Source organism: Streptomyces sp. NPDC050759, assembly GCF_044456945.1.
GTDB lineage: Bacteria > Actinomycetota > Actinomycetes > Streptomycetales > Streptomycetaceae > Streptomyces.
The window spans coordinates 70,507-89,264 of record NZ_JBITGI010000021.1 but is presented as its reverse complement, the minus strand read 5'-3'; the positions used below and the strand labels follow the sequence as shown (position 1 = coordinate 89,264).

17 protein-coding genes and 1 pseudogene are annotated in these 18,758 nt (G+C 71.2%); 13 read left to right on the top strand and 5 right to left on the bottom strand.

The features are described 5' to 3' along the window. Positions 1 to 256 precede the first annotated feature (256 nt). Positions 257 to 523: a hypothetical protein gene (locus tag ACIBJB_RS40895; RefSeq protein WP_398938877.1), complete on the bottom strand. Its 267-nt coding sequence runs from the start codon at positions 521 to 523 to the stop codon at positions 257 to 259. A 443-nt stretch (positions 524 to 966) separates the two neighbouring features. After that, a complete protein-coding gene (locus ACIBJB_RS40890) occupies positions 967 to 2,673 on the bottom strand; it encodes a glycosyltransferase (protein WP_398938875.1) in 1,707 nt (568 codons plus the stop codon). Between the two features lie 465 nt (positions 2,674 to 3,138). Between ACIBJB_RS40890 and ACIBJB_RS40885 the strand changes: the two genes are divergently transcribed. Further along, the gene (locus ACIBJB_RS40885; RefSeq protein WP_398938873.1) at positions 3,139 to 3,384 is read left to right on the top strand and encodes a hypothetical protein; all 246 of its coding nucleotides are present in this window, start codon (positions 3,139 to 3,141) and stop codon (positions 3,382 to 3,384) included. Next, entirely contained in the window at positions 3,384 to 3,713 is a 330-nt protein-coding gene (locus tag ACIBJB_RS40880; protein ID WP_398938871.1) for a TfoX/Sxy family protein, read from the top strand. The genes ACIBJB_RS40885 and ACIBJB_RS40880 overlap by 1 nt, the downstream gene beginning before the upstream one ends. 208 nt (positions 3,714 to 3,921) lie before the next feature. Here ACIBJB_RS40880 and ACIBJB_RS40875 read toward each other — a convergent pair whose 3' ends face one another. After that, positions 3,922 to 4,821, bottom strand: a complete 900-nt coding sequence (locus tag ACIBJB_RS40875; RefSeq protein WP_398938869.1) for an LLM class flavin-dependent oxidoreductase — start codon at positions 4,819 to 4,821, stop codon at positions 3,922 to 3,924. Between the two features lie 364 nt (positions 4,822 to 5,185). Then, positions 5,186 to 5,428 carry a DUF5302 domain-containing protein gene (locus ACIBJB_RS40870; RefSeq protein ID WP_059209864.1) on the bottom strand — a complete coding sequence of 81 codons (243 nt, stop codon included), beginning with the start codon at positions 5,426 to 5,428 and terminating at the stop codon, positions 5,186 to 5,188. 235 nt (positions 5,429 to 5,663) lie between these two features. Between ACIBJB_RS40870 and ACIBJB_RS40865 the strand changes: the two are divergent. The 5 genes and pseudogenes from ACIBJB_RS40865 to ACIBJB_RS40845 all read left to right on the top strand — a co-directional run. Beyond that, positions 5,664 to 6,067, top strand: a pseudogene (locus ACIBJB_RS40865) (GNAT family N-acetyltransferase); the annotation flags it as partial. Between the two features lie 547 nt (positions 6,068 to 6,614). Next, positions 6,615 to 7,235, top strand: a complete 621-nt coding sequence (locus ACIBJB_RS40860) for an SRPBCC family protein (protein WP_398938866.1) — start codon at positions 6,615 to 6,617, stop codon at positions 7,233 to 7,235. A gap of 64 nt (positions 7,236 to 7,299) precedes the next feature. Then, complete coding sequence (locus ACIBJB_RS40855) at positions 7,300 to 9,594, top strand: FdhF/YdeP family oxidoreductase (protein WP_398938864.1); 2,295 nt, start codon at positions 7,300 to 7,302, stop codon at positions 9,592 to 9,594. A gap of 173 nt (positions 9,595 to 9,767) precedes the next feature. Further along, positions 9,768 to 10,835, top strand: coding sequence for a hypothetical protein (locus tag ACIBJB_RS40850; protein WP_398938862.1), 1,068 nt, complete (start codon positions 9,768 to 9,770; stop codon positions 10,833 to 10,835). Positions 10,836 to 10,837: 2 nt separating this feature from the next. Beyond that, positions 10,838 to 11,947: a hypothetical protein gene (locus ACIBJB_RS40845; protein WP_398938860.1), complete on the top strand. Its 1,110-nt coding sequence runs from the start codon at positions 10,838 to 10,840 to the stop codon at positions 11,945 to 11,947. Between the two features lie 287 nt (positions 11,948 to 12,234). Here ACIBJB_RS40845 and ACIBJB_RS40840 read toward each other — a convergent pair whose 3' ends face one another. Then, positions 12,235 to 12,669, bottom strand: a complete 435-nt coding sequence (locus tag ACIBJB_RS40840; protein WP_398938858.1) for a MarR family transcriptional regulator — start codon at positions 12,667 to 12,669, stop codon at positions 12,235 to 12,237. A 198-nt stretch (positions 12,670 to 12,867) separates the two neighbouring features. On the opposite strand from ACIBJB_RS40840, the gene ACIBJB_RS40835 reads away from it, so the two are divergent. The 6 genes from ACIBJB_RS40835 to ACIBJB_RS40810 all read left to right on the top strand — a co-directional run bounded on the left by ACIBJB_RS40835 (position 12,868) and on the right by ACIBJB_RS40810 (position 18,756). Continuing rightward, entirely contained in the window at positions 12,868 to 14,040 is a 1,173-nt protein-coding gene (locus ACIBJB_RS40835; RefSeq protein WP_398938855.1) for a PP2C family protein-serine/threonine phosphatase, read from the top strand. Between the two features lie 134 nt (positions 14,041 to 14,174). Then, the gene (locus ACIBJB_RS40830) at positions 14,175 to 15,083 is read left to right on the top strand and encodes an STAS domain-containing protein (protein ID WP_398938853.1); all 909 of its coding nucleotides are present in this window, start codon (positions 14,175 to 14,177) and stop codon (positions 15,081 to 15,083) included. Continuing rightward, positions 15,080 to 15,505 (top strand): STAS domain-containing protein, encoded by a 426-nt coding sequence (locus tag ACIBJB_RS40825; protein ID WP_398938851.1) that lies wholly within the window; start codon positions 15,080 to 15,082, stop codon positions 15,503 to 15,505. Before ACIBJB_RS40830 ends, ACIBJB_RS40825 begins: the two co-directional genes overlap by 4 nt. Further along, positions 15,505 to 15,948 carry an ATP-binding protein gene (locus ACIBJB_RS40820; RefSeq protein WP_398939008.1) on the top strand — a complete coding sequence of 148 codons (444 nt, stop codon included), beginning with the start codon at positions 15,505 to 15,507 and terminating at the stop codon, positions 15,946 to 15,948. Before ACIBJB_RS40825 ends, ACIBJB_RS40820 begins: the two co-directional genes overlap by 1 nt. After that, entirely contained in the window at positions 15,945 to 17,030 is a 1,086-nt protein-coding gene (locus tag ACIBJB_RS40815; protein ID WP_398938849.1) for a SpoIIE family protein phosphatase, read from the top strand. The genes ACIBJB_RS40820 and ACIBJB_RS40815 overlap by 4 nt, the downstream gene beginning before the upstream one ends. After that, on the top strand, positions 17,014 to 18,756 hold the full coding sequence (locus ACIBJB_RS40810; RefSeq protein WP_398938847.1) for a PP2C family protein-serine/threonine phosphatase: 1,743 nt from the start codon (positions 17,014 to 17,016) through the stop codon (positions 18,754 to 18,756). The genes ACIBJB_RS40815 and ACIBJB_RS40810 overlap by 17 nt, the downstream gene beginning before the upstream one ends. Positions 18,757 to 18,758 lie beyond the last annotated feature (2 nt).

The following is an 18,758-nucleotide window of genomic DNA, read 5'->3' as shown; positions in this document are numbered from 1 at the left end:
CGGGTCTTGTGGCTGCTCAGGCATTCCGCACTCTGCCTGCCGGTCCTCCCGCGTCGTGTCTACGGCGTGCCCGAAGAGGACACCTCTACAGCCGTCCTGGCGCTCGCGGCGGCGCCAGGGCCGTCAGCAGCAGTCCGCATGGTGATCCCCTCACTGATGAAGAGTGTTCACCCCGTGCACCACTGACCGGGTCTCACATTCACCAGAACCCGGCGTTGACGAAGAGGCGGCCCCGCCGCAAGCGCAGGGCTGTACGTCAGCCCGCGGGTTCGATGCGGAGGACAGCGGCCGCATCCCGGATGTCGACGACCTTCAGGCTCATGGCGTTGTTGATGGTGGCAGCGGGGCCCTCACCGCAGCTGAGCGCGACTCCGCCGCCGCCGTCCGACGACACGCTGCCGCCACCGGAACAGCCCGAGACGCTGTAACCCGACCCTGTCAGCGGGGCGACCATGTCCACCCTGTCGCCGGCGATCGCGGTCACCTTGATCAGCCCGAGGCCGTACGCCTCCGGAACTGTCACGGCGTCTCCCACGGCGACCTTGATCTCGCACACCCCGTCAGCGCACGGTCCGGTGGGCGAGGGCGACGGCGTGGCCGTCTGTGTGGGATCGGACGCCGACCCGGATGCGGACCTGCTGGGCCGGCTCCCGGCGGAGGTCCCGTCCGAAGAATCCGAGGAACACGACGTGAGAACGGCGAACACGCAAGCGACAACAACGGCAACGGCGGCGGTGGACGACGTTCCTCTTTGCATCATGATGGACATTGAACCCCCGCCACCCGCCACCCGGCGGGTCCGACACAAGACCTCCCCGGGGTGTTCGCCACCGTCCCCGCAGGCTGCGAGTTCGGCAGCGACCAGCACACACCCGCTGGTCGTCAGCGACGGCGTGCAACGCCCGGCCACGTGCGGGCGGCAGGTCAGGCCGGAAGGCCTGCTCGCCGCCGCCCGTCCGCCGCTTCTCAGGCGCCGCTCCAGGGATCCGCCCTGCGCGCCAGCTTCTTCGCCCGGCGGCGTGCGTCCGGAGGCAGGCGGTGGAGGACCGTACGGGCCGCGCGGCGGATGGGCGGGACCGACGTGGTGCGCAGGTAGATGCGGTGTGGGAGCGTGGCCTGGCCCGGTGGGCGGACGGCGAGGCGGAGTTGGCCGGCCTGGCCGCCCCAGCCCGAGACCACCAGGTGGGGTGGAGTGCCGACCCTGACCGAGCCGAAGCCGAGACCGGGGCCGGTCCCGAGGCCCGGTCCGGCGCCACGCGTTGCCACGTCGCTGCGTGTCACCCGCGCCCTGCGGCCCACACCGAGGAGTTGGGCGCTCGCCCACACCACGTGCGTGCCGGGTTCCATCGGCCGGCCGCCGGCCAGGGTCAGGGGGTCGATGGCTGTTTCACGGGTGAGCACGACGCGGTGGCGGCCGCCGCCGAGCGGTTGCGTGCGCGGGGTCAGGTCGGCGTCCGGGTACCACCACAGGTCCTGGGCCGTGTCGTGGACGAGGAGTTCGCCGTAGGCGTGGCCGAGGGGGTGCGGGGCCTCCCAGCCCTCGGCGCCCTTGATCCCGTCCAACAGGTCGGGGTCGAGGAGCATACGGCCGTAGCGTTCGACGAGGGCAAGGGGTTCACCGTCGGCGCGGCGCATGCCGACCGTGGTGGTGACGTGGAGTTTTCCGTCGCGCCAGCGGATGTCGTCCACGGTGACCTCGGGCCTGATGCGCTGGGTGCGGCGGGAGAGTTCGACGAGGGAGTCCAGGTGGCCCTCCTCCAGCAGGTGTGCCCGGAGACGGGTGAGGGCGGGGAGGCCGTCGCGGACACCGGGCGGGTAGGCCTCGAGCGCCATGGCGCGTACGACGTCGTAGTAGCGCTCGAGGTTCTTGCCGGTGCGCTGCAGAACGCGGGGCTCGCCCACCGGACGGAGGAGTTCGACGCGGTAGGAGCGGCGCAGCAGGTGGTTCTGCAGGGGGCCGGGTCGGGTCTCCTGCTTGATGGCCTCGACGACTGTGCGGAGGTGACCGTAGTAGTCCTCGGGGGTGGAGGCGCGGCTGCTGGTGTTGCCGCCGTCGTCGCGGCGTTTCCATACGTAGCACGGGTGGTCGGCGAGGATCGAGACCGTCTTGGCGCGCAAGTAGGCGCGGACCATGAAGAGTTGGTCCTCCAGGCGCACCGGGCCCTCGGGGAACCTGAGGTCGTGGGCGAGCAGGAAGTCACGGCGGAACATCTTGTGCGGGGTGAGGCTCTCCATGAGGGGCGCGTCCTCGACCGTGCAGCGCTCCAGGGTGCGTTTGAAGACGTTGCTGGGGCCTGCCATGGTGCCCACGACCTTGCCGAGGACGATGTCGGAGGCGTTGCGGGTGGCCAGTCGGTGCAGGTGCTCGAGGGCTGCCGGGGTCAACTCGTCGTCCTGGTCGACGAATTGGACGTACTCCCCGCGGGCCTCCCGGATGCCGACGTTGCGGGGTTTGCCGGGCCAGCCGGAGTTCTCCTGGTGGATCACGCGCACATGCGCGTGCTTGCCCGCCAACTCGTCGAGCCGCTGCGCGGAGTCGTCGGTCGAGCCGTCGTCGACGTAGATGATCTCGTACGCGTCCTCCCCCAGGGTCTGACGTAAGAGTGACGGCGCGCAGATTTCGATGTAACGGCCCGCGTTGTAGACGGGCACCACGATGCTGACCTTCAGCATGAACGCTCCCCCCAACGGAGACTAAGCGTCTCCTGTTGTTCATTGGACGTTCAGGGTCTGACAAAGGTTGTCCCACGCGAAACATTCCGGTCGACTGTTCAGGGGGCGCTCTCCCCGGCGCGACCCCCACGGCGCGCACCCACCGACGATCACGGCCATGCTGGAGGCGACGGAGCGCCGACGGCAACCCGGGGCCAGGGGTACGAGGCGGTGAGACGATGACCATCGACGTGACGGTGCGGCGCGAGATCCCACTGCCGCCCGAGCGAGTGGCCGCGTACGCCATGGACCGGCGCCACGACGCCTGGGGGCACCTCCCATGCCCGTTCAGGGCTATGGGGGAGGACGCAGGGCATCCGTACGGCGGAGCTGACCCGGCAAGCGGACGGCGGTGGATTCGGGACGGCCGCCGAGATCACTCGTACGGCGTACTTCCTCGGGCGGCGCATCGACTACGTTCTGCGGGTGGTCGCGTACGAGCCCCCGAGGCTGCTGGACATGGTCTCCGTGGCCGCTCCCATGCCGATGCACGTGACCTACTCCTTCGAGGCGCACCCGCGCGGCACGCTCGCGGCCATCCGGGTCCGGGGTGGCCCCGGCGGTCTTCTCAGCCTGGCATCACCCCTGCTCGCCCGTCAGGTCCGTTCCTCCCTCACCAAGGATCTGCGCGACCTCGAGCGCAGACTCTCCGAGCGGCAAGGAGACATCTGATGGCGTACGACGAAGGACTCGCCGAGCGCATCCGCCACTATCTCGGCGCGGATGCGGGCGTCACCGAGAAACGCATGTTCGGCGGCATCGCCTTCCTGTACCAGGGCAACATGGCCGTCGGCGTGACCGGCGACGATCTCATGGTCCGCGTCGGTCCCGACGCCGCCGACACGGCCCTCGCCCGGCCCGGGGCACGGGTCTTCGACATGACCGGCCGCCCGATGCGCGGCTGGGTCGTGGTCGCCGGGTCCGCCGTGACGGAGGACGAGGACCTGGGAGCGTGGATCGACGAGGGACGCGCCTTCGCAGCGAGCCTGCCGCCCAAGTAGCGGCCACGGCCACTGCCACGGCCGCTGCCATGTCCAACGGACCAGTGGCGCGACGGCGCGGTCCTGGCGGCAGCGCGTTCGCGTATCACCCGCCGGACGGCCGGAGCTGGTGCCGCTGCGACCCGAGAGGTGGAACTTCTTCGGAGGCCTACCCGAGCCGTTCCCCGGGCGGCTCGGCGGCCGCGTCCCGGACGCCGATCAGATGGGTTCACCGGCCGGCTCCCGGACTTGCGTCCCGCGGTCCCACCGCATCCAGTACGGCCTCCAGCTGCCGCAGCGGGTCCGGGCCGGCGATCCGCAGGACGACCGTGTCCGCGCCGGCCGTGGCCAGAGCGCGGAGACGCTCGGCGGCCTGCGAGGCGGGGCCCGAGACGGTGAACACCTCGTGCGGCGGGCGGCCGAGCCAGGCGCCGTGGCCCTCGATGTGCGGGTGCAGGACCTGGGAGACTTCGTCGGCGTCGTCACCGACGCAGGTGAAGGCGAAGACCGTCAGGGCGTGGTCGGACGCGGCGCCGCCCTTGGCGGTCAGCGCGCGGGCATTCTCCAGGTCGCGCGGGCCGTGGCCCTCAGTGATCACGGTGCCGTCCGCGACCCGGCCGGACAGTTCCAGGGACCGAGAGCGCACCACTCCCGCGACCACCGGCGGCACTTGGGCCGGCGGATGTGTCAACCGGACTCCGTCCAGGTGCACTTCGCGGCCCGTCAGTTCCACCCGCTCTCCGCGCAGCAGCGCGCGTACCGAGGTGATCGTCTCCTCCAGCAGGGCCAGCGGGGAACGGGCCGCGGCGCCCACCTGGGCCATCCACTCCTGCACCCCGTGCCCGATCCCGGCCACCAGCCGTCCGGGGAACACCCGTGCCAGCGTGGCCAGTTCCATCGCCAGAAGCGCCGGGCTGCGCAACGGGGCGGGGGCGATGCCGATACCCACCCTGATGCGTTCCGTGGCTCCCAGGGCCACGGCCGCTGCCGACACCCCGCCGTTCCATCCGAGGTCCTCCACCACCCACACGTCGTCCACGCCGAGCGCCTCTGCCCGCCGCGCGAAGTCGGGCAGCCCCTCCGGGGCCCAGTCCCGGTCGTACATCACGCCGATCCGTACGTTCGTCATACGCGGAACCTATGGGGCACTGACGGCTCGTTCAACGGGGTGTCCGGGCAGAGGGACACTCAGACCAGAGCGCAGATCGCCGTGGGGGAATTCATGAACTCCCCCACGGGCGGTCGTTCCTCCATCAGCCAATCCGACAGCCGATCCGAGCGGCCGGCTGCGGCCAGTCCGTCGGCATGGTGGATCGGGTTCTGGTCGTAGCCATCACAGCACCGCGGCCACGGCGACGTGATCCCCATCAGCAGCGGCGGCTCCCCCGCCCGAGCCGCCCGAGCCGCCCGAGCCGCCCGAGCGAGCAAATCCGACGCGCTCTCGGCGACCCGCGCCCGCCTCCGGGGTGGTCAGCTTCCGGAACCGCTCCGGCTCAGCCCCCGCTCTTCCGCCGGAACGACCGCTGGCTCGCAGCCGGGCCGTGTGCCCCACGGATCTTCGAGGCCTGGGGGTTGGCAGCAAGGTCGGCGGCGTCCGCCTGCGCACCGCGCTTGCGGGCCAAGGCCTCGCGGAACTTGCGCTTGAGGTCGTAGTTGCCGTCGCTGTCGGGCGCGAGCGCGGACGTCTCGGGCTCAGCCGGCTCCGAACCTTCTGGGGATGCAGCTTCTGCGGTCATCGTGACCTCCTGGGTTCGGGCAGTGGGAATCACAGCTTGTCATGCCGGGCGTGGTACGGGGCACCGGTGTCCGTTCTCAGGCGTACGAGCGCGGTGCGGACCCTGGATTCTGTGGGCGTGGGCGCGGGCGCACGGCCGCCGGTGCAGTGGGACACAACACCCACCCCACTCACTGAGCCGGCACCCGCCTTCTCGGTTCCGACCCCAAGGATCACCCTCCCGGACGTGCGATAGGTTGCCCGCCCCGATCAGAACCGAGCGGCTCGTGCTCCGCGAGTCCGAGGCCCGGGACCGTGCGGCGTTCATCGAGCTGTTGGCCTCATCGGATGTGCACACCTACCTCGGTGGCCCTCAACCTCGTGACGAGCTCGCGCGCTCGGTGCCCGAGACGCCCGGACAGCGCCCTGGCCTTTTCGTGATCGAGCTCGAGGGAGCGATGACCGGCACGGTCGAGGTCAGCCGGCGCGATGCGGAGCGTCGCGGCAATGTCCGTCCGAATGCCAGGGAGGCCGAGCTCACTACCTGTTCCTGCCGGAGGCATGGGGACGCGGATACGCCGCTGAGGCGTGCGCGCCGGCGCTCGACTGGTTCGCCGACGCGCGTCCCGGCGTGCCGGTGGTGCTGTTCTCCCACCTGGCCACCCTCGTCCGCCGCAGGTCTTCACCGTGCCCGCACCGGCTTGAGGCAAGGTCGCGCAGCTGTTCGGCGCGCCTTCAGGTCCGAGAGCGCCGTACCCTTCGCACTCGCCGCCCGCGCGCGGGCGGCTCCGGCAGAGATGGCGTGAGGAGCCGTCATCCGCGCCCTGATCATGACCTCCCGGCACTTCGGCGGGACGCTTGCTGGCGACTGCTGACGACCGTGTGCAGCGCGCGGTGGCCGGTGATGCCCGTGACCCGTCTGTTCGCCGTGCGCCGCCGCAGGACGCGGGCCGCGACGCGCTGAGCGTCAGGCGGGTCTGACCCGGCACAGGGCAGCGGATGTCGTCCATGGGGGTGCCCCGCCAGGCCAGTCCCGGCCTGGGACGAACCGCCGACGGCGCCCCCACCCCGAAGCCGGGACCGAGCACGATGGAGGCGCATTCGCGCGACTCGAACCCCGTGCTCGGGGAACCGGAAGAGGAGCCCTGACACACGAGAGGGAAGCGGGTGCGCGAGGCCCGGATCCCTGCACCGGAGGAGAGGCCACGATGGCGCGCGAACAGGACTCCCGGCAGGCCGTCCCGAACACTGCGGGGATGCGCCCCGACAGGGACGGTGTCACCCGCCGTCGGCCGCTGCGGAGGCGGCACGTCGAGGAGACGGTCGAGGTCGCGGTGCCGGTACGGACGGCGTACAACCAGTGGACGCAGTTCAAGACCTTCCCCCGGTTCTCGCCCGTGGTGCACGGCGTCGAACAGGTCAGGCCCACCGTGACCGCCTGGACCATCGGCTACGGGCCGCTGCGCCGCCGTTTCGCGGTGGAGATCGTGGAGCAGGACCCCGACTCCTACCTGGCGTGGCGCGGCCTGGAGCAGCGCCCCTCGCACCAGGGCGAGGTGGAGTTCAGGCCGACGGAGTCGGGCGGCACGGCCATCACCGTCCGGATGCTGCTCGAACCACGCGGAGCCGCGAAACGACTCACCGGATCTTCCAAGGTCGCGCAGGTGACCGCCCGGCTGGTCCGCCGCGAGCTCCAGCACTTCAAGCAGTTCATCGAGGGGCTGGGACAGGAGGGCGGGGCCTGGCGCGGCACCATCCGCAACGGCCGGGTACAGCACGATCACCCGGAACCGCCGAGGAGCCGTGTGGCCCAGTGGCCCGTCGGGTGACCCGCGTACCGGACGCGGCAAGACGGACGCCGTAGGACAGACGCGGCAAGAGAAAGGCGAAGCGATGCAGAATCCGCCCGGCGAGGAGCCGGAGACCACCCTCTCCGTGACACCGCCGAAGAAGTGGGCGGCCGGGGTCCCCGCGGTCGTGCACGCGCTGGAGTACTCCCTGGAGCAGACCTCCCCGCGCAAGACCGGGGTGGACCTGCTCACCATCAACCAGGTGGGCGGGATCGACTGTCCCGGCTGCGCCTGGGCGGATCCGGCCCCGGGGCAGCGCCATCGCAACGAGTACTGCGAGAACGGCGCCAAGCACATCAACGACGAGGCCACGGAACGCCGGATCACCGCCGACTTCTTCCGTGAGCACAGCGTCTCCGACCTCGCCGGGCGCTCCGACATGTGGCTCAACCAGCAGGGCCGGCTCACCGAACCCATGATCAAGCGGCCGGACTCGGACCACTACGAACCCATCAGCTGGAACGACGCGCTCGGTGTGCTCGCCGGGGAACTCACCTCGCTCGCCTCCCCGGACGAGGCCGTCTTCTACACCTCGGGCCGGGCAAGCAACGAGGCCGCGTTCGTCCTGCAGCTCTTCGCCCGCGCCTTCGGCACCAACAACCTGCCCGACTGCAGCAACATGTGCCACGAGTCCAGTGGCTTCGCCCTGAGCGAGACGCTCGGCACCGGCAAGGGCACCGTCAGCCTCGACGACCTCCACCACGCCGACCTGATCTTCCTGGTGGGGCAGAACCCCGGCACCAACCATCCGCGCCAGCTCACCGCCCTGGAGCAGGCCAAACGCAACGGCGCCCGCATCGTGGCGGTCAACCCGCTGCCCGAGGCCGGGCTACGGCGCTTCAAGAACCCGCAGAAGCCACGTTGGGTCATCGGACGGGGCACCCAGATCGCCGACCGCTTCCTGCACATCAAGCCCGGGGGCGACCTCGCCCTCTTCCAGGCCCTCAACCTCCTGCTGCTGGAAGCGGAGGACGCGCGGCCCGGCACCGTTCTGGACCACGACTTCATCGACGCCCACACCGCCGGCTTCGAGGAGTTCGCGCAGCATGCCCGCACCGTCGACTGGGACGACGTGCGCGCGGCGACCGGACTGACCCGCGAGGAGATCGAGAAGGTCCACGACGACGAGGTCCTGCGCAGCGAACGGGTCGTCGTCTGCTGGGCGATGGGCATCACGCAGCACAAGCACGGCGTGCCCACCATCCGGGAGATCGTCAACTTCATGATGCTGCGCGGCAACCTGGGTCGCGCCGGCACCGGCGTCTGCCCGGTGCGCGGGCACAGCAACGTCCAGGGCGACCGCACGATGGGCATCTGGGAGCAGATGCCGGACGCCTTCCTGGACGCGCTGCAGAAGGAGTTCGGCTTCGATCCGCCGCGCCCGCACGGACTCGACTCGGTGAACTCGATCAAGGCGATGCGCGAGGGCCGCGTCAAGGTGTTCCTCGCCCTGGCCGGGAACTTCGTACGCGCCGCTCCCGACAGCGAGGTCACCGAGGAGGCCATGCGTTCGTGCCGGCTGACCGCCCACATCTCCACCAAGCTGAACCGCTCGCACACCGTCTGCGGTGACACGGCGCTGATCCTGCCGACCCTGGGCCGCACCGAACGCGATGTACAGGCCGACGGCGAGCAGTTCGTCACGGTCGAGAACTCCATGAGCGAGGTGCACACGTCCCAGGGGCGCCTCGAACCGGCGTCCCCCCTGCTGCTGAGCGAGGTCGCGATCCTGTGCCGGCTGGCCCGCCGCACCCTCGACGGCACCCCGGACATCCCCTGGGACCGGTTCGAAGGGGACTACGGCACCATCCGTGACCGCATCTCCCGCATCGTGCCGGGGTTCCACGACTTCAACGCCCGGGTGACACGACCCGGCGGCTTCCAACTGCCCAATCCGGTCAACGAGGGCGTGTTCAACACCTCGGTCGGCAAAGCGCTGTTCACCCGCAACGAGCGTGTGGTCCCCAAGGCGCCCGAGGGCCACCTGCTGTTGCAGACCCTGCGCTCGCACGACCAGTGGAACACCATCCCCTACACGCTCGACGACCGCTACCGCGGCATCCACGGCAGCCGCCACGTCGTGCTCGTCAACCCGGCCGACCTGCGCGAACTCGGCCTCTCCCAGGGCGATCACGTCGACCTGGTGAGCGTCTGGGCGGACGGCACCGAGCGCCGCGCCGAGAACTTCGAGATCGTCCCGTATCCGGCCGCACAGGGCTCCGCCGCCGCCTACTACCCCGAGACCAACGTCCTGGTGCCGCTGGACAGCGTCGCCGACATCAGCAACCAGCCCACGTCGAAGGGCATCGTCGTACGCCTCGAGCCCACGCCCGCCTGACCGAACGCAACAGGACCTACGTATCAGTTCTCGCGGTCCGTACGCACGGCTCGGTCACGAGAGTTCTCCAACGGACGACACCAGGAGTATCGACCGCGATCGGCCGAATGCCGACTGTCCACGGATCGGTGAAGGCCCATAGCCTGTGCGGCCTTCGCGTTCTGGGAGGTCTCGTGAACGGTCTCCGTGCGGTCGTCGTCTGCCTTGTGATCGCGTGTGCCTCGGTGGTGTCGCCGGCTGCGGCCGTGACACCGGACCCTGCCGTGACGCCGAGCTGGTCGGCGCTGCCGGTGCCGGCGGCGGCCCCGCCCGTGACCGTGTCCGATCTGGCCGCCCGCGGGCCGGCCGAGGCGTGGGCGACCGGGTACGAACAGGCCGCCGACGGATGGCGGCCGATGTTGTACCGGTGGAACGGCACGGCGTGGAGCCGGGACACCACCTTCCCGGGTGCCGGTGAGCCCGGCTGGCTCGGCAAGGTGCAGTTCGTCGGCACCGAAGTGTGGATCTTCCACAACCGTGCCGGAGAGGGCGAGATCCTGCGCCGGTCGGCGGGAGGGTGGAGCGCCCTCCCGCTGCCGCAAACCCTGTGGACCTACCAGGACTTCACCGCGACACCGGGTGCCGCGTGGGTGGTCGGTGAGGACGACACCGGGCTGAAGGTGCTGCACTACGACGGTTCCCGCTGGACCGCCCAGGCCACCCCGGCCGACGTGCTGTACCTGATGGGAGTCACCGCGCGTACCGCCGACGACGCCTGGGCCTGGGCGGACACCAGCACCGGGACCGCCGTCCTGCACTGGGACGGCGCGGCATGGCAGGACGCGAAGGTGCCGCTGCCGCCGGACAGCAACGTGCACGCGCTCCTGCTCGAACCGGCCGGCCGGATCACGATCGGTGGCAGCCAGTACACCGACGGCGTGGCCCGCACCTACCTGATGACCTTCAACGGACACGTCTGGCGCACCGCCCACCCGCCACTGGGCGACACCTCCACCGAGGCCATCGTGCGCGGCCCGGACGGCGCGCTGTGGCTGCCGGTGCGCAGCGACCGCGCGTTCCAGGCGAAGTACGCGCGGGTGGACGGCCCCCGCACGACCTTCTCCTACGGCCCGGAGCGCACGAACGCGATCGACGTCAAACCGCGTGTGCTGACGAGGGCCGGTTCCTCACTGCTGTCCTTCGGCACCGTCGAGATCTACGGCTCGAAACCGAACCTGATGAGCGAGCGGCTGGGAGGCTGAGCATGGCAAGAAGACTTTTCGTCGCGGCCCTGGCTGTCGCCATGACGCTCACCACGGTCATGGGCTCGGCCGCGGCGCAACCTCTGTCGTGGCAGCACGTTCCGGTTCCGGCGGAGGTACGCCCCCAGGCCGCGCTGAACGAGGCCGTGGCGTTCGGCCCGGACCGGGCGTGGGCGGTGGGCGCCGACGCCGTGGGGCGCGAGGCGCCGGGCTTCCCGCTGGTGCTGCGCTGGGACGGAACCGCGTGGCACCGCCAGAGCCTGTCCGGAATCGGCTGGCAGGGCGAGCTGCTGTCCGTCGCCGCCACCTCACCGACCATGGTCTGGGCGGTCGGCCGCGATGCGGCGGGCGGCACCCGTCTGCTCCGCTTCGACGGCATCGCCTGGTCCGAGAGCCGGCCGCCGCCCGGTGTGGTGCTGACCAGCATCGTCGCCGGCGGCGGTGAGGCCTGGCTGATCGGTTCACGCGACGGTACCCAGGTACTGCTGCGCCGGGACGGCAGCGGCTGGCGGGACATGCCCGTGCCGCCGGGATCGGTGTACGGGCTGCACATACGGGCGGCCGACGACATCTGGGCGGCGGGCGCCACCGACTCGAGTGCGGCCGTGTCCCATTGGGACGGGCAGGCGTGGCAGCAGACGATCGTGGACGGCTTCCCGCGGTCGGCCGTGGGCAGTGTGCTGGCGGTCTCGCCGACCGAGGTGTGGGCGGGCGGCACGGCCGGGTTCGTCGGCGGTCCGCCCGGGCGGCCGATTCCGCCGCTGCTGCTCCGCTTCGACGGGCAGACGTGGAGCCGGGTGAGCGTCCCCACCGATTTCGGCTCGATCAGCTCACTGGCGGCCTCGACGTCCGGTGGACTGGCCTGGGTGTCGGTGGCCCGCTCGCAGAAGTGGGGCCCGGCGGGCAGCTCTCCGCCGCTTGTCCCCGGGCCGGATTTCCTCGCCTGGAACGGCCAGTCGTTCACCGAGTACAACGAACCGGCGGTGGCCGGCGAGGGCGACTCCCGGACACTGCGGCTGGCGCCGGTACCGGGCACCGACACGGTGTGGTCGGTCGGCCGCGCCGACGGCCCCGAAGGCACCTTCGCGCCCCGTACGTCGCGCTTCGGCTGAGCAGAAATCCGTCCTTTTCCCCGGATGGCTCCGCACATGCACGGCTTCCCTCGTTCGAGAGAGATGCGGCACACCCACCCAAGAACTCACCGTGGCGGGGTAACCGAGTTCGGGTAAGGGCTGTCGGACGCACTGTTGCCGTTTGACAACAAAAGCCGGGAAGCAACACAGTAACCATGTCGGACGTACGGGGAAGGACCTGGAATGCTCCGGTGGACGGAGACCACTCCGTGTGCTGGTCACCCATGTCGAGAGGTGACAAAGACGCTGTCGGCGCGATCGTCGGTTCAGGCGGTCCGGCTGCCGGAATCCGCCGCGTCGTCGTGTATCTGCGTGGCCGCGGCGACGCAGAACGCCTCCAGCCCCTCCAGCAGCGCGACCCGCTTGGCGGCAGGCATGTCCGCCAGCACGGTCTGCAACTCCCTCTCCCTGCGTGCGCGCAGGTCGACGAGGAAGGCGCGGCCTCGGCCACTGAGATGCAGCCGCACCTCACGTCTGTTCTCCTCGCTGACGGCCCGATCGACGAACCCGGCCGCCACCAGCCGGTCGCACAGCCGACTGGTGGACGGCGGGGTCGAGGCGAGGGACTCGGCGAGGGTGCGCAGGTTGATGCCGTCGTGGTGTTCGAGGATGTGCAGCACCCGAAGCTGGGACGCGGAGGTGGGCGCGGTCGAGGCCCGGCCCCACACGACCTCCAGCAGCTCGACGGCTGTGGTGGTCACGCGTGCGACCTCATCGCGCTCTGAGCGGCGGCGGAAGGCAGTCACGATCACACTCTCGCAGGCACTGGGGTGCTGTCAGCGTACTAGGCACGCGCGCTGACCACACGGGACCGGGATGGTCGAAGCGGTCCACCGGGGGGCCGACCTCGTAAGGGGGACTCATACGTCGTCCGGCGAAGGACAGGTGTATTTCGCATCATGAAGAGATTTCTGACCGTTGAACGCGCTCTGCGCACAGCGGCCCCCCATGAGTTGCTCGACGCCATCCGCGCCGTACTGATCGAGCAGTACGGCGCGGAGGACGTCGAGCTGTACATGGCCGACTACAGCCTGAGCGTCCTCCAGCCGGTGTCGGTGCTGCCGCACACGCTGGTGCCGGTGTCGGTGCACAACAGTCCGCCCGGCCGGGCCTTCGGTTCCCAGCAGCCGTACCGGGAGGAAGGGCGGGACGGGCGGACGCGCCTGCATCTGCCGGTCAGTGTGCGTGGAGACCGGCTCGGCGTGCTGTCGCTCACGCTGTCCGACGGCGACGCCGCGCACCGGTGGGAGTCCGAACTGGCCGACATCGCCGACGTACTGGGGCACGAGGTGGTCGTGGCCGAGCGCGACACCGACGTGTATCTCCAGGCGCGGCGCAAGGACCGGCTGACGCTGGCCGCCGAGATGCAGTGGCAGCTGCTGCCCGGCCGCGCCTGCTCCCGTCCCGAGTACGACCTGGGGGCCCAACTGGAGCCCGCCTATGCCATCTTCGGCGACAACTTCGACTGGTCCGCCACCGCCGACCATCTGATGCTGTACGTCACCAACGGCATGGGCGAGGGCATAGAGGCGTCCCTGCTGACGAACCTGGCCATCAACGCGCTGCGCAACGCCCGGCGCGCCGGGCTCTCCATCGCGGACCAGGCGGCCCTGGCGGACCAGGCCGTCTACGCCCACTACCGGGGACACTGCTACCTGTCCGTCCTGATGTTCGACTTCGATCTGGCCACCGGCCGGGCGAGCGTCGTGGACGCCGGCTCCCCGCAGTTGCTGCGTCTGCGCGGCGGGACCGTGGAGCGCGTCACCTTCGACGCCCAGCTCCCGCTGGGCATGTTCGAGGAGACCGACTACGTGGCGCAGGACTTCCACGTCGAGCCCGGTGACCGGCTGGTCTTCGTCAGCGACGGCGTCCATGCCGTGGCTTCCCCCAGGGGGGAGGCGTACGGGGAGGCGGCGCTCGCCCGGGCCATCCACTCCACGCGACTGCTGCCCGCCGCGGAGGTGCCGCGCGCCATCCTGCGGGAGCTGACCGGCCACCGCGGCGAAGCCCTGCCGGACGACGACGCGTTGATCGTGTGTCTGGACTGGCGCGGCAGGCCGCAGTGCGAGTGACGGACGAGCCGACCCCATGGCGGCGACCGCATGTTGTTCGCCCCACACGCTCGCGTTAACGTTTGCCATGCGGCAATAATTGCCACATGGCCTGACCGCCCGGCGGGCCCTACGGCCTCGCAGGCAGGGAGACGATGCAGGTGGCGGAGGACGACACGGCCCCCGGAACGGCAAAGGAGCTGGGAGCCTTTCTGGAACGGCGTCGTGAACAGATCGCCCAACGCTGGGCGGACGCCGCCCTGTTCCGCACGGTCTTCACCGTCTCCCGGGACGAGGCGGTCGAGGCGTGCAAAGCGGTGGTGGACGCCCTGGCCGACGTGGCCCGCTCCGGACGGCTGGAGGATGTCGAGGCTCCGGGATTCGGCACCGTGCGGGACCAGCTCGGCCGGATGGCCGCGGCCCGGGCCCGGGCCGGGTTCACGCCGGTGCAGATCTCCGGCGAGGTCGCGGGCCTGCGCGAGCCGGTGACCGCACTGCTGCGTGCCGAGTTCCAGGAAGACGCCGACGACGCCGACGACGCGCGGCTCACCGCGTGCACGCAGGCACTGGCGGTCCTGACCGCCACACTGCGCCTGGTGATCATGGAGACCACGGTGAGCGCGGGCGAGGAGCTCATCGCCCGGCAGCGCCAGCAGCTGCTGGAGGTGGCCACCCCGGTCATCAAGCTGTGGGACGGCGTCGTCGCCGTACCGCTGATCGGCACCCTGGACAGCGCCCGCAGCCAGGTCGTGATGGAGAGCCTGCTGGAGGCCATCGTCAACCAGCGGGCGGCGTACGCCATCCTCGACATCACCGGGGTCCCGACCGTCGACTCGCTGGTGGCCCAGCATCTGATGAAGACGGTCGCCGCGGCCCGACTGATGGGCGCGGAGTGCATCGTCTCCGGGATCCGTCCCGCCATCGCGCAGACCATCGTCCAGCTCGGCATCGACCTCGGGTCGGTCATCACGCGGGCCGGTCTCGCCGACGCGCTGGCCTACGCGCTCACCCGGCAGGGCATCGTCGTCTCCGCGCGCCCGGCCACGGAGGCGGGCCCGCGGTGACCGGCTTCCCCGCCGGGCATCCCGGCCCGGGCCCCGTACCGGTACTGGCGCTGGGAGACGTCCTGCTGGTCACCCTGCAGGGAGAGCTGCACGACGGGGCCGCCGAACAGCTCCAGCACGACATCTCCTGGCGCATCGCGTCCAGTCCGACGCCCGTCGCCGGTGTGGTGATCGACCTCTCCGGCGTGGAGATCATCGACTCCTTCCTCGGCCGTGTTCTGGCCGAGATCGCCGCGAGCGCCCGCCTGCTGGCCGCGCGCACCGTACTGGCCGGCATGCGTCCGGCGGTGGCCATCACCCTGGTCGAGCTGGGTCTCACCCTGCCCGGCCTGAGCACCGCCCTGAACGTCGAGAAGGCCCTGTCCCTGCTGGGCCGGGCCTCCTCGGCGGCTCCGACCGCTCACCTGGAAGAGGGTGCATGATGCATGCCCCCATCACCTCGACCACGCGTCTGCCCATCGGCTCGGACGCCGACCTGGCCTGGGTACGACAACAAGTGCGCCAGGCCGCTGCCGACCTCGGCTTCAATCTGGTCCAGCAGACGAAGCTGGTGACCGCCGCCAGCGAACTGGCCCGCAACGCCCTCGTGCACGGTGGCGGCGGGCACATGGAGATGACGGTGCTGACAGAAGGCGCCCACCGCGGACTGCGGCTGTCCTTCGTCGACACGGGCCCCGGCATCCGGGACGTCGAGCTCGCCATGACCGACGGTTACACCACCGGCGGCGGCCTGGGCCTGGGGCTGAGCGGGGCGAAGCGGCTCGTCAAGGAGTTCTGGCTCGACAGCCGCCCGGGCCAGGGCACCACCGTCACCATCACGGACTGGGTCTCCGGCCTGCCCGCGCCCCGCACAGGTGCGCCTTGAGCAGGGTGTGGGACATCCCGGTGCAGGACAGCACCCGGGTCCGGGACGTACGTGTCGCCGCCGAAGCCGCCTGCGCCGGCGCGGGACTGGACGCGCATGCCACGGCGGTCGCGGCGCTGGTGGCCACCGAGTTGGGCACCAACCTCGTCAAGCACGCCGGCGGCGGCCGCGTCCTCATCAATCTGACCGCCCCCTCCGACACGTGCGCCGAGGACGTGCCCTGCGTGCAGATCGCCTCGCTCGATCACGGACCGGGCATCGACAACGTCCCGGCGGCGATGCGGGACGGTCACACGACCGCCCCTTCCTCCCTGGGGGCGGGCCTGGGCACCTGCCGGCGTGTCTCCAGCGAGTTCGACCTGCACAGCCGACCGGGTCAGGGCACCGTCGCGGTGGCACGCATCACCCCGGCCCGGGCGCCCGGCGGCCCTCGACCCCGGCAGGCCCGCTCGCGTACCGGCACCAGGGCCGGGGGGATCACCACCTCCCTCGCCCACGCCGAGCACTCCGGAGACGCCTTCAGCCGGGTGCGCTCCGGTCCACGCGTCACGCTGATGCTCGCGGACGGGCTGGGCCACGGGGAGAAGGCGGCCGAGGCGTCCACCGCCGCCGTGGAAGAACTGCGCAGGTGCGCTGATCTGCCGCCGGCCGAGATCCTGCGGCGACTGCACGCAGCGCTGCGGGCCACACGAGGCGCGGCCGTCGGCGTCGCACAGCTGGACGAGGACAGCGACCGGCTCTCGTTCGCCGGTGTCGGCAACATCGGCGCCAGACTGCGCACCGACGGCGCATGGCGGCCCCTCATCTCCCATCCGGGCATCGTCGGAGCCCACTTCCCCGCCACCGTGCCCCTGACCGCGACCGACTGGGCGCCGGACAGTCTGCTCGTCCTGCACAGCGACGGGCTCCCCAGCCGCTGGGTGCCCCCCGGCGATCCCCGACTCGTCGTGCACGACCCGGCCGTGGTGGCCGCGGTCGTCCTGAGGGACGCCGGCAGCGCTGCCCGCCCCTTGCGCGACGACGCCAGTGTGGCCGTACTGACTCCTGCTCCCCGGACGGACCCGCATGACCGTATCCCCTGACGTCTGGAACATCGCGTCCGTCGACGACGCCGCCCGGGCCCGCGCCGCCGTCGACCGCATCGCCACGGACGCCGGGGCACCGACGCTGGAACGAGCCCGCTTCCTGACCGCGCTGACGGCACGGCTGCGCCGCTGCCTCGACCAGGGCGGAGAGTGGGAACTCCTGCTCCACGTCCGGCAGTCCGCCACCGGGCAGGCGGGTCGGCTCGATGCCTCGTTGAGCCAGGTCGGCCTTTCCGCGCCGGGCGGCCCACTGGACGACGAGCCCTCACTCACGTGCTCTCTGCCTCGCCGGCCCGCCCAGGACGGTGCCGGCGTCGCCACCTCGCTGCCGGAGGCCCTGCTGCGCGCCGACGAGGATACCGCTGCGGTGCTGAACCTCCTCGACGAGCAGGAAAGCCTGGTCCGGCTGCACCGGGAGGAACTGCATCAGACCAACCAGGGCGTTCTGGCGCTCCATGCCGACCTGGAGGCCGCGGCACGCGCACAGCGCGACCTCCTGGAAGCCGAGCGGACCGCGCGCGCCGAGGCGGAACGGGCCCGGCGCCTGCTGACCTTTCTCGGTGACGCCAGCGCCGCCATCACCTCGTCCCTCAGTCATACGGCCATCCTGCGCCGCCTCTCCGACATACTGGTGCCGGACTACGCGGAACATCTCGACGTCTGGCTCTTCGACGAAGAGGGGTACGGCGACCGCGACGACGAGCACGCACCCCGCGTCCGGGAGCACTCGGCGGCCGCCGTGGCCGCCGCCCGCACGGGCCGTCCCCAGCACGCCGCGGCCCACCCCGGCGGCCTGCCCGGCGTCGACGACCTCCCGCCCTCCGCCCTGTCCCCCCAGCGACCGCTGCTGGCCATCCCGCTCGTCGCACAGCGCCTGCTGGGCATCCTCACCCTCACCGCGCCCGGCCCCCGCTTCGACGAGGACACCTCCGTCATGCTGGTCGAACTCGCCCGCCGCGTCGGCGTCGCCCTGGACCACGCGCACCGTTACCAGCAGTCCCGCAACACCGCCGAAGCCCTGCAGCGCGCCCAGCTCACCGAACTGCCCACCCTGCCCGGCCTGCTGCTCGCCGCGCGCTACCTGCCCGCCACCTGGGGCATGAACATCGGCGGCGACTGGTACGACGCCTTCCTCCAGCCCGACGGCAGCCTGCTGGCCGTCATAGGGGACGTCACCGGCCACGGACTGCACGCCGCAGTCGTCATGGGCCAGTTGCGCACCGCCCTGCGCGCGTACGCCGTCGAGAACGCCACCCCCGGCGAGATCCTCACGCGCCTGCACCGCATGCTCGGCCACCTGCAGCCGGACCTGTACGCCACCGCCCTGATCGCCCGCTTCCGGCCGGGCGAACCGGAAGTGGTGTGGGCGTCGGCCGGCCACCCGCCCGCCGTCGTGCGCACCGCCGACGGCACCGTACGGGTCCTGGACGCCAAACCGGGCGTGATGCTGGGCATCCCGCTGCCCTACGTGTACACGGATCACCGGGCCGAGCTGCCCGCCGGTTCCTCTCTGGTCCTGTACACCGACGGCCTGGTCGAACGGCGAGAGCAGGGCATCGACCCCGGCATCGGGCGTCTGAGCCACGCCCTCGCGGCGCTGAACACACCGGAGCTGGAACAGGACCTGGACGCCGCCGCCGACGCCCTGCTGAAGCCCCTCCTCCACGACTCCGAACGGGACGACGACGTCTGCCTGCTCCTGTGCCACACCGTGGCGCCGTGACA

Excerpts from the sequence above, each read along its gene's own strand:
- ACIBJB_RS40890 (WP_398938875.1), bottom strand. The coding sequence starts at position 2,673 with ATGCTGAAGGTCAGCATCGTGGTGCCCGTCTACAACGCGGGCCGTTAC.
- ACIBJB_RS40835 (WP_398938855.1), top strand. The coding sequence starts at position 12,868 with ATGAAGAGATTTCTGACCGTTGAACGCGCTCTGCGCACAGCGGCCCCC.
- ACIBJB_RS40855 (WP_398938864.1), top strand. The coding sequence starts at position 7,300 with ATGCAGAATCCGCCCGGCGAGGAGCCGGAGACCACCCTCTCCGTGACA.
- ACIBJB_RS40830 (WP_398938853.1), top strand. The coding sequence starts at position 14,175 with ATGCAGGTGGCGGAGGACGACACGGCCCCCGGAACGGCAAAGGAGCTG.
- ACIBJB_RS40875 (WP_398938869.1), bottom strand. The coding sequence starts at position 4,821 with ATGACGAACGTACGGATCGGCGTGATGTACGACCGGGACTGGGCCCCG.
- ACIBJB_RS40810 (WP_398938847.1), top strand. The coding sequence starts at position 17,014 with ATGACCGTATCCCCTGACGTCTGGAACATCGCGTCCGTCGACGACGCC.
- ACIBJB_RS40820 (WP_398939008.1), top strand. The coding sequence starts at position 15,505 with ATGCATGCCCCCATCACCTCGACCACGCGTCTGCCCATCGGCTCGGAC.
- ACIBJB_RS40845 (WP_398938860.1), top strand. The coding sequence starts at position 10,838 with ATGGCAAGAAGACTTTTCGTCGCGGCCCTGGCTGTCGCCATGACGCTC.
- ACIBJB_RS40880 (WP_398938871.1), top strand. The coding sequence starts at position 3,384 with ATGGCGTACGACGAAGGACTCGCCGAGCGCATCCGCCACTATCTCGGC.
- ACIBJB_RS40870 (WP_059209864.1), bottom strand. The coding sequence starts at position 5,428 with ATGACCGCAGAAGCTGCATCCCCAGAAGGTTCGGAGCCGGCTGAGCCC.
- ACIBJB_RS40860 (WP_398938866.1), top strand. The coding sequence starts at position 6,615 with ATGGCGCGCGAACAGGACTCCCGGCAGGCCGTCCCGAACACTGCGGGG.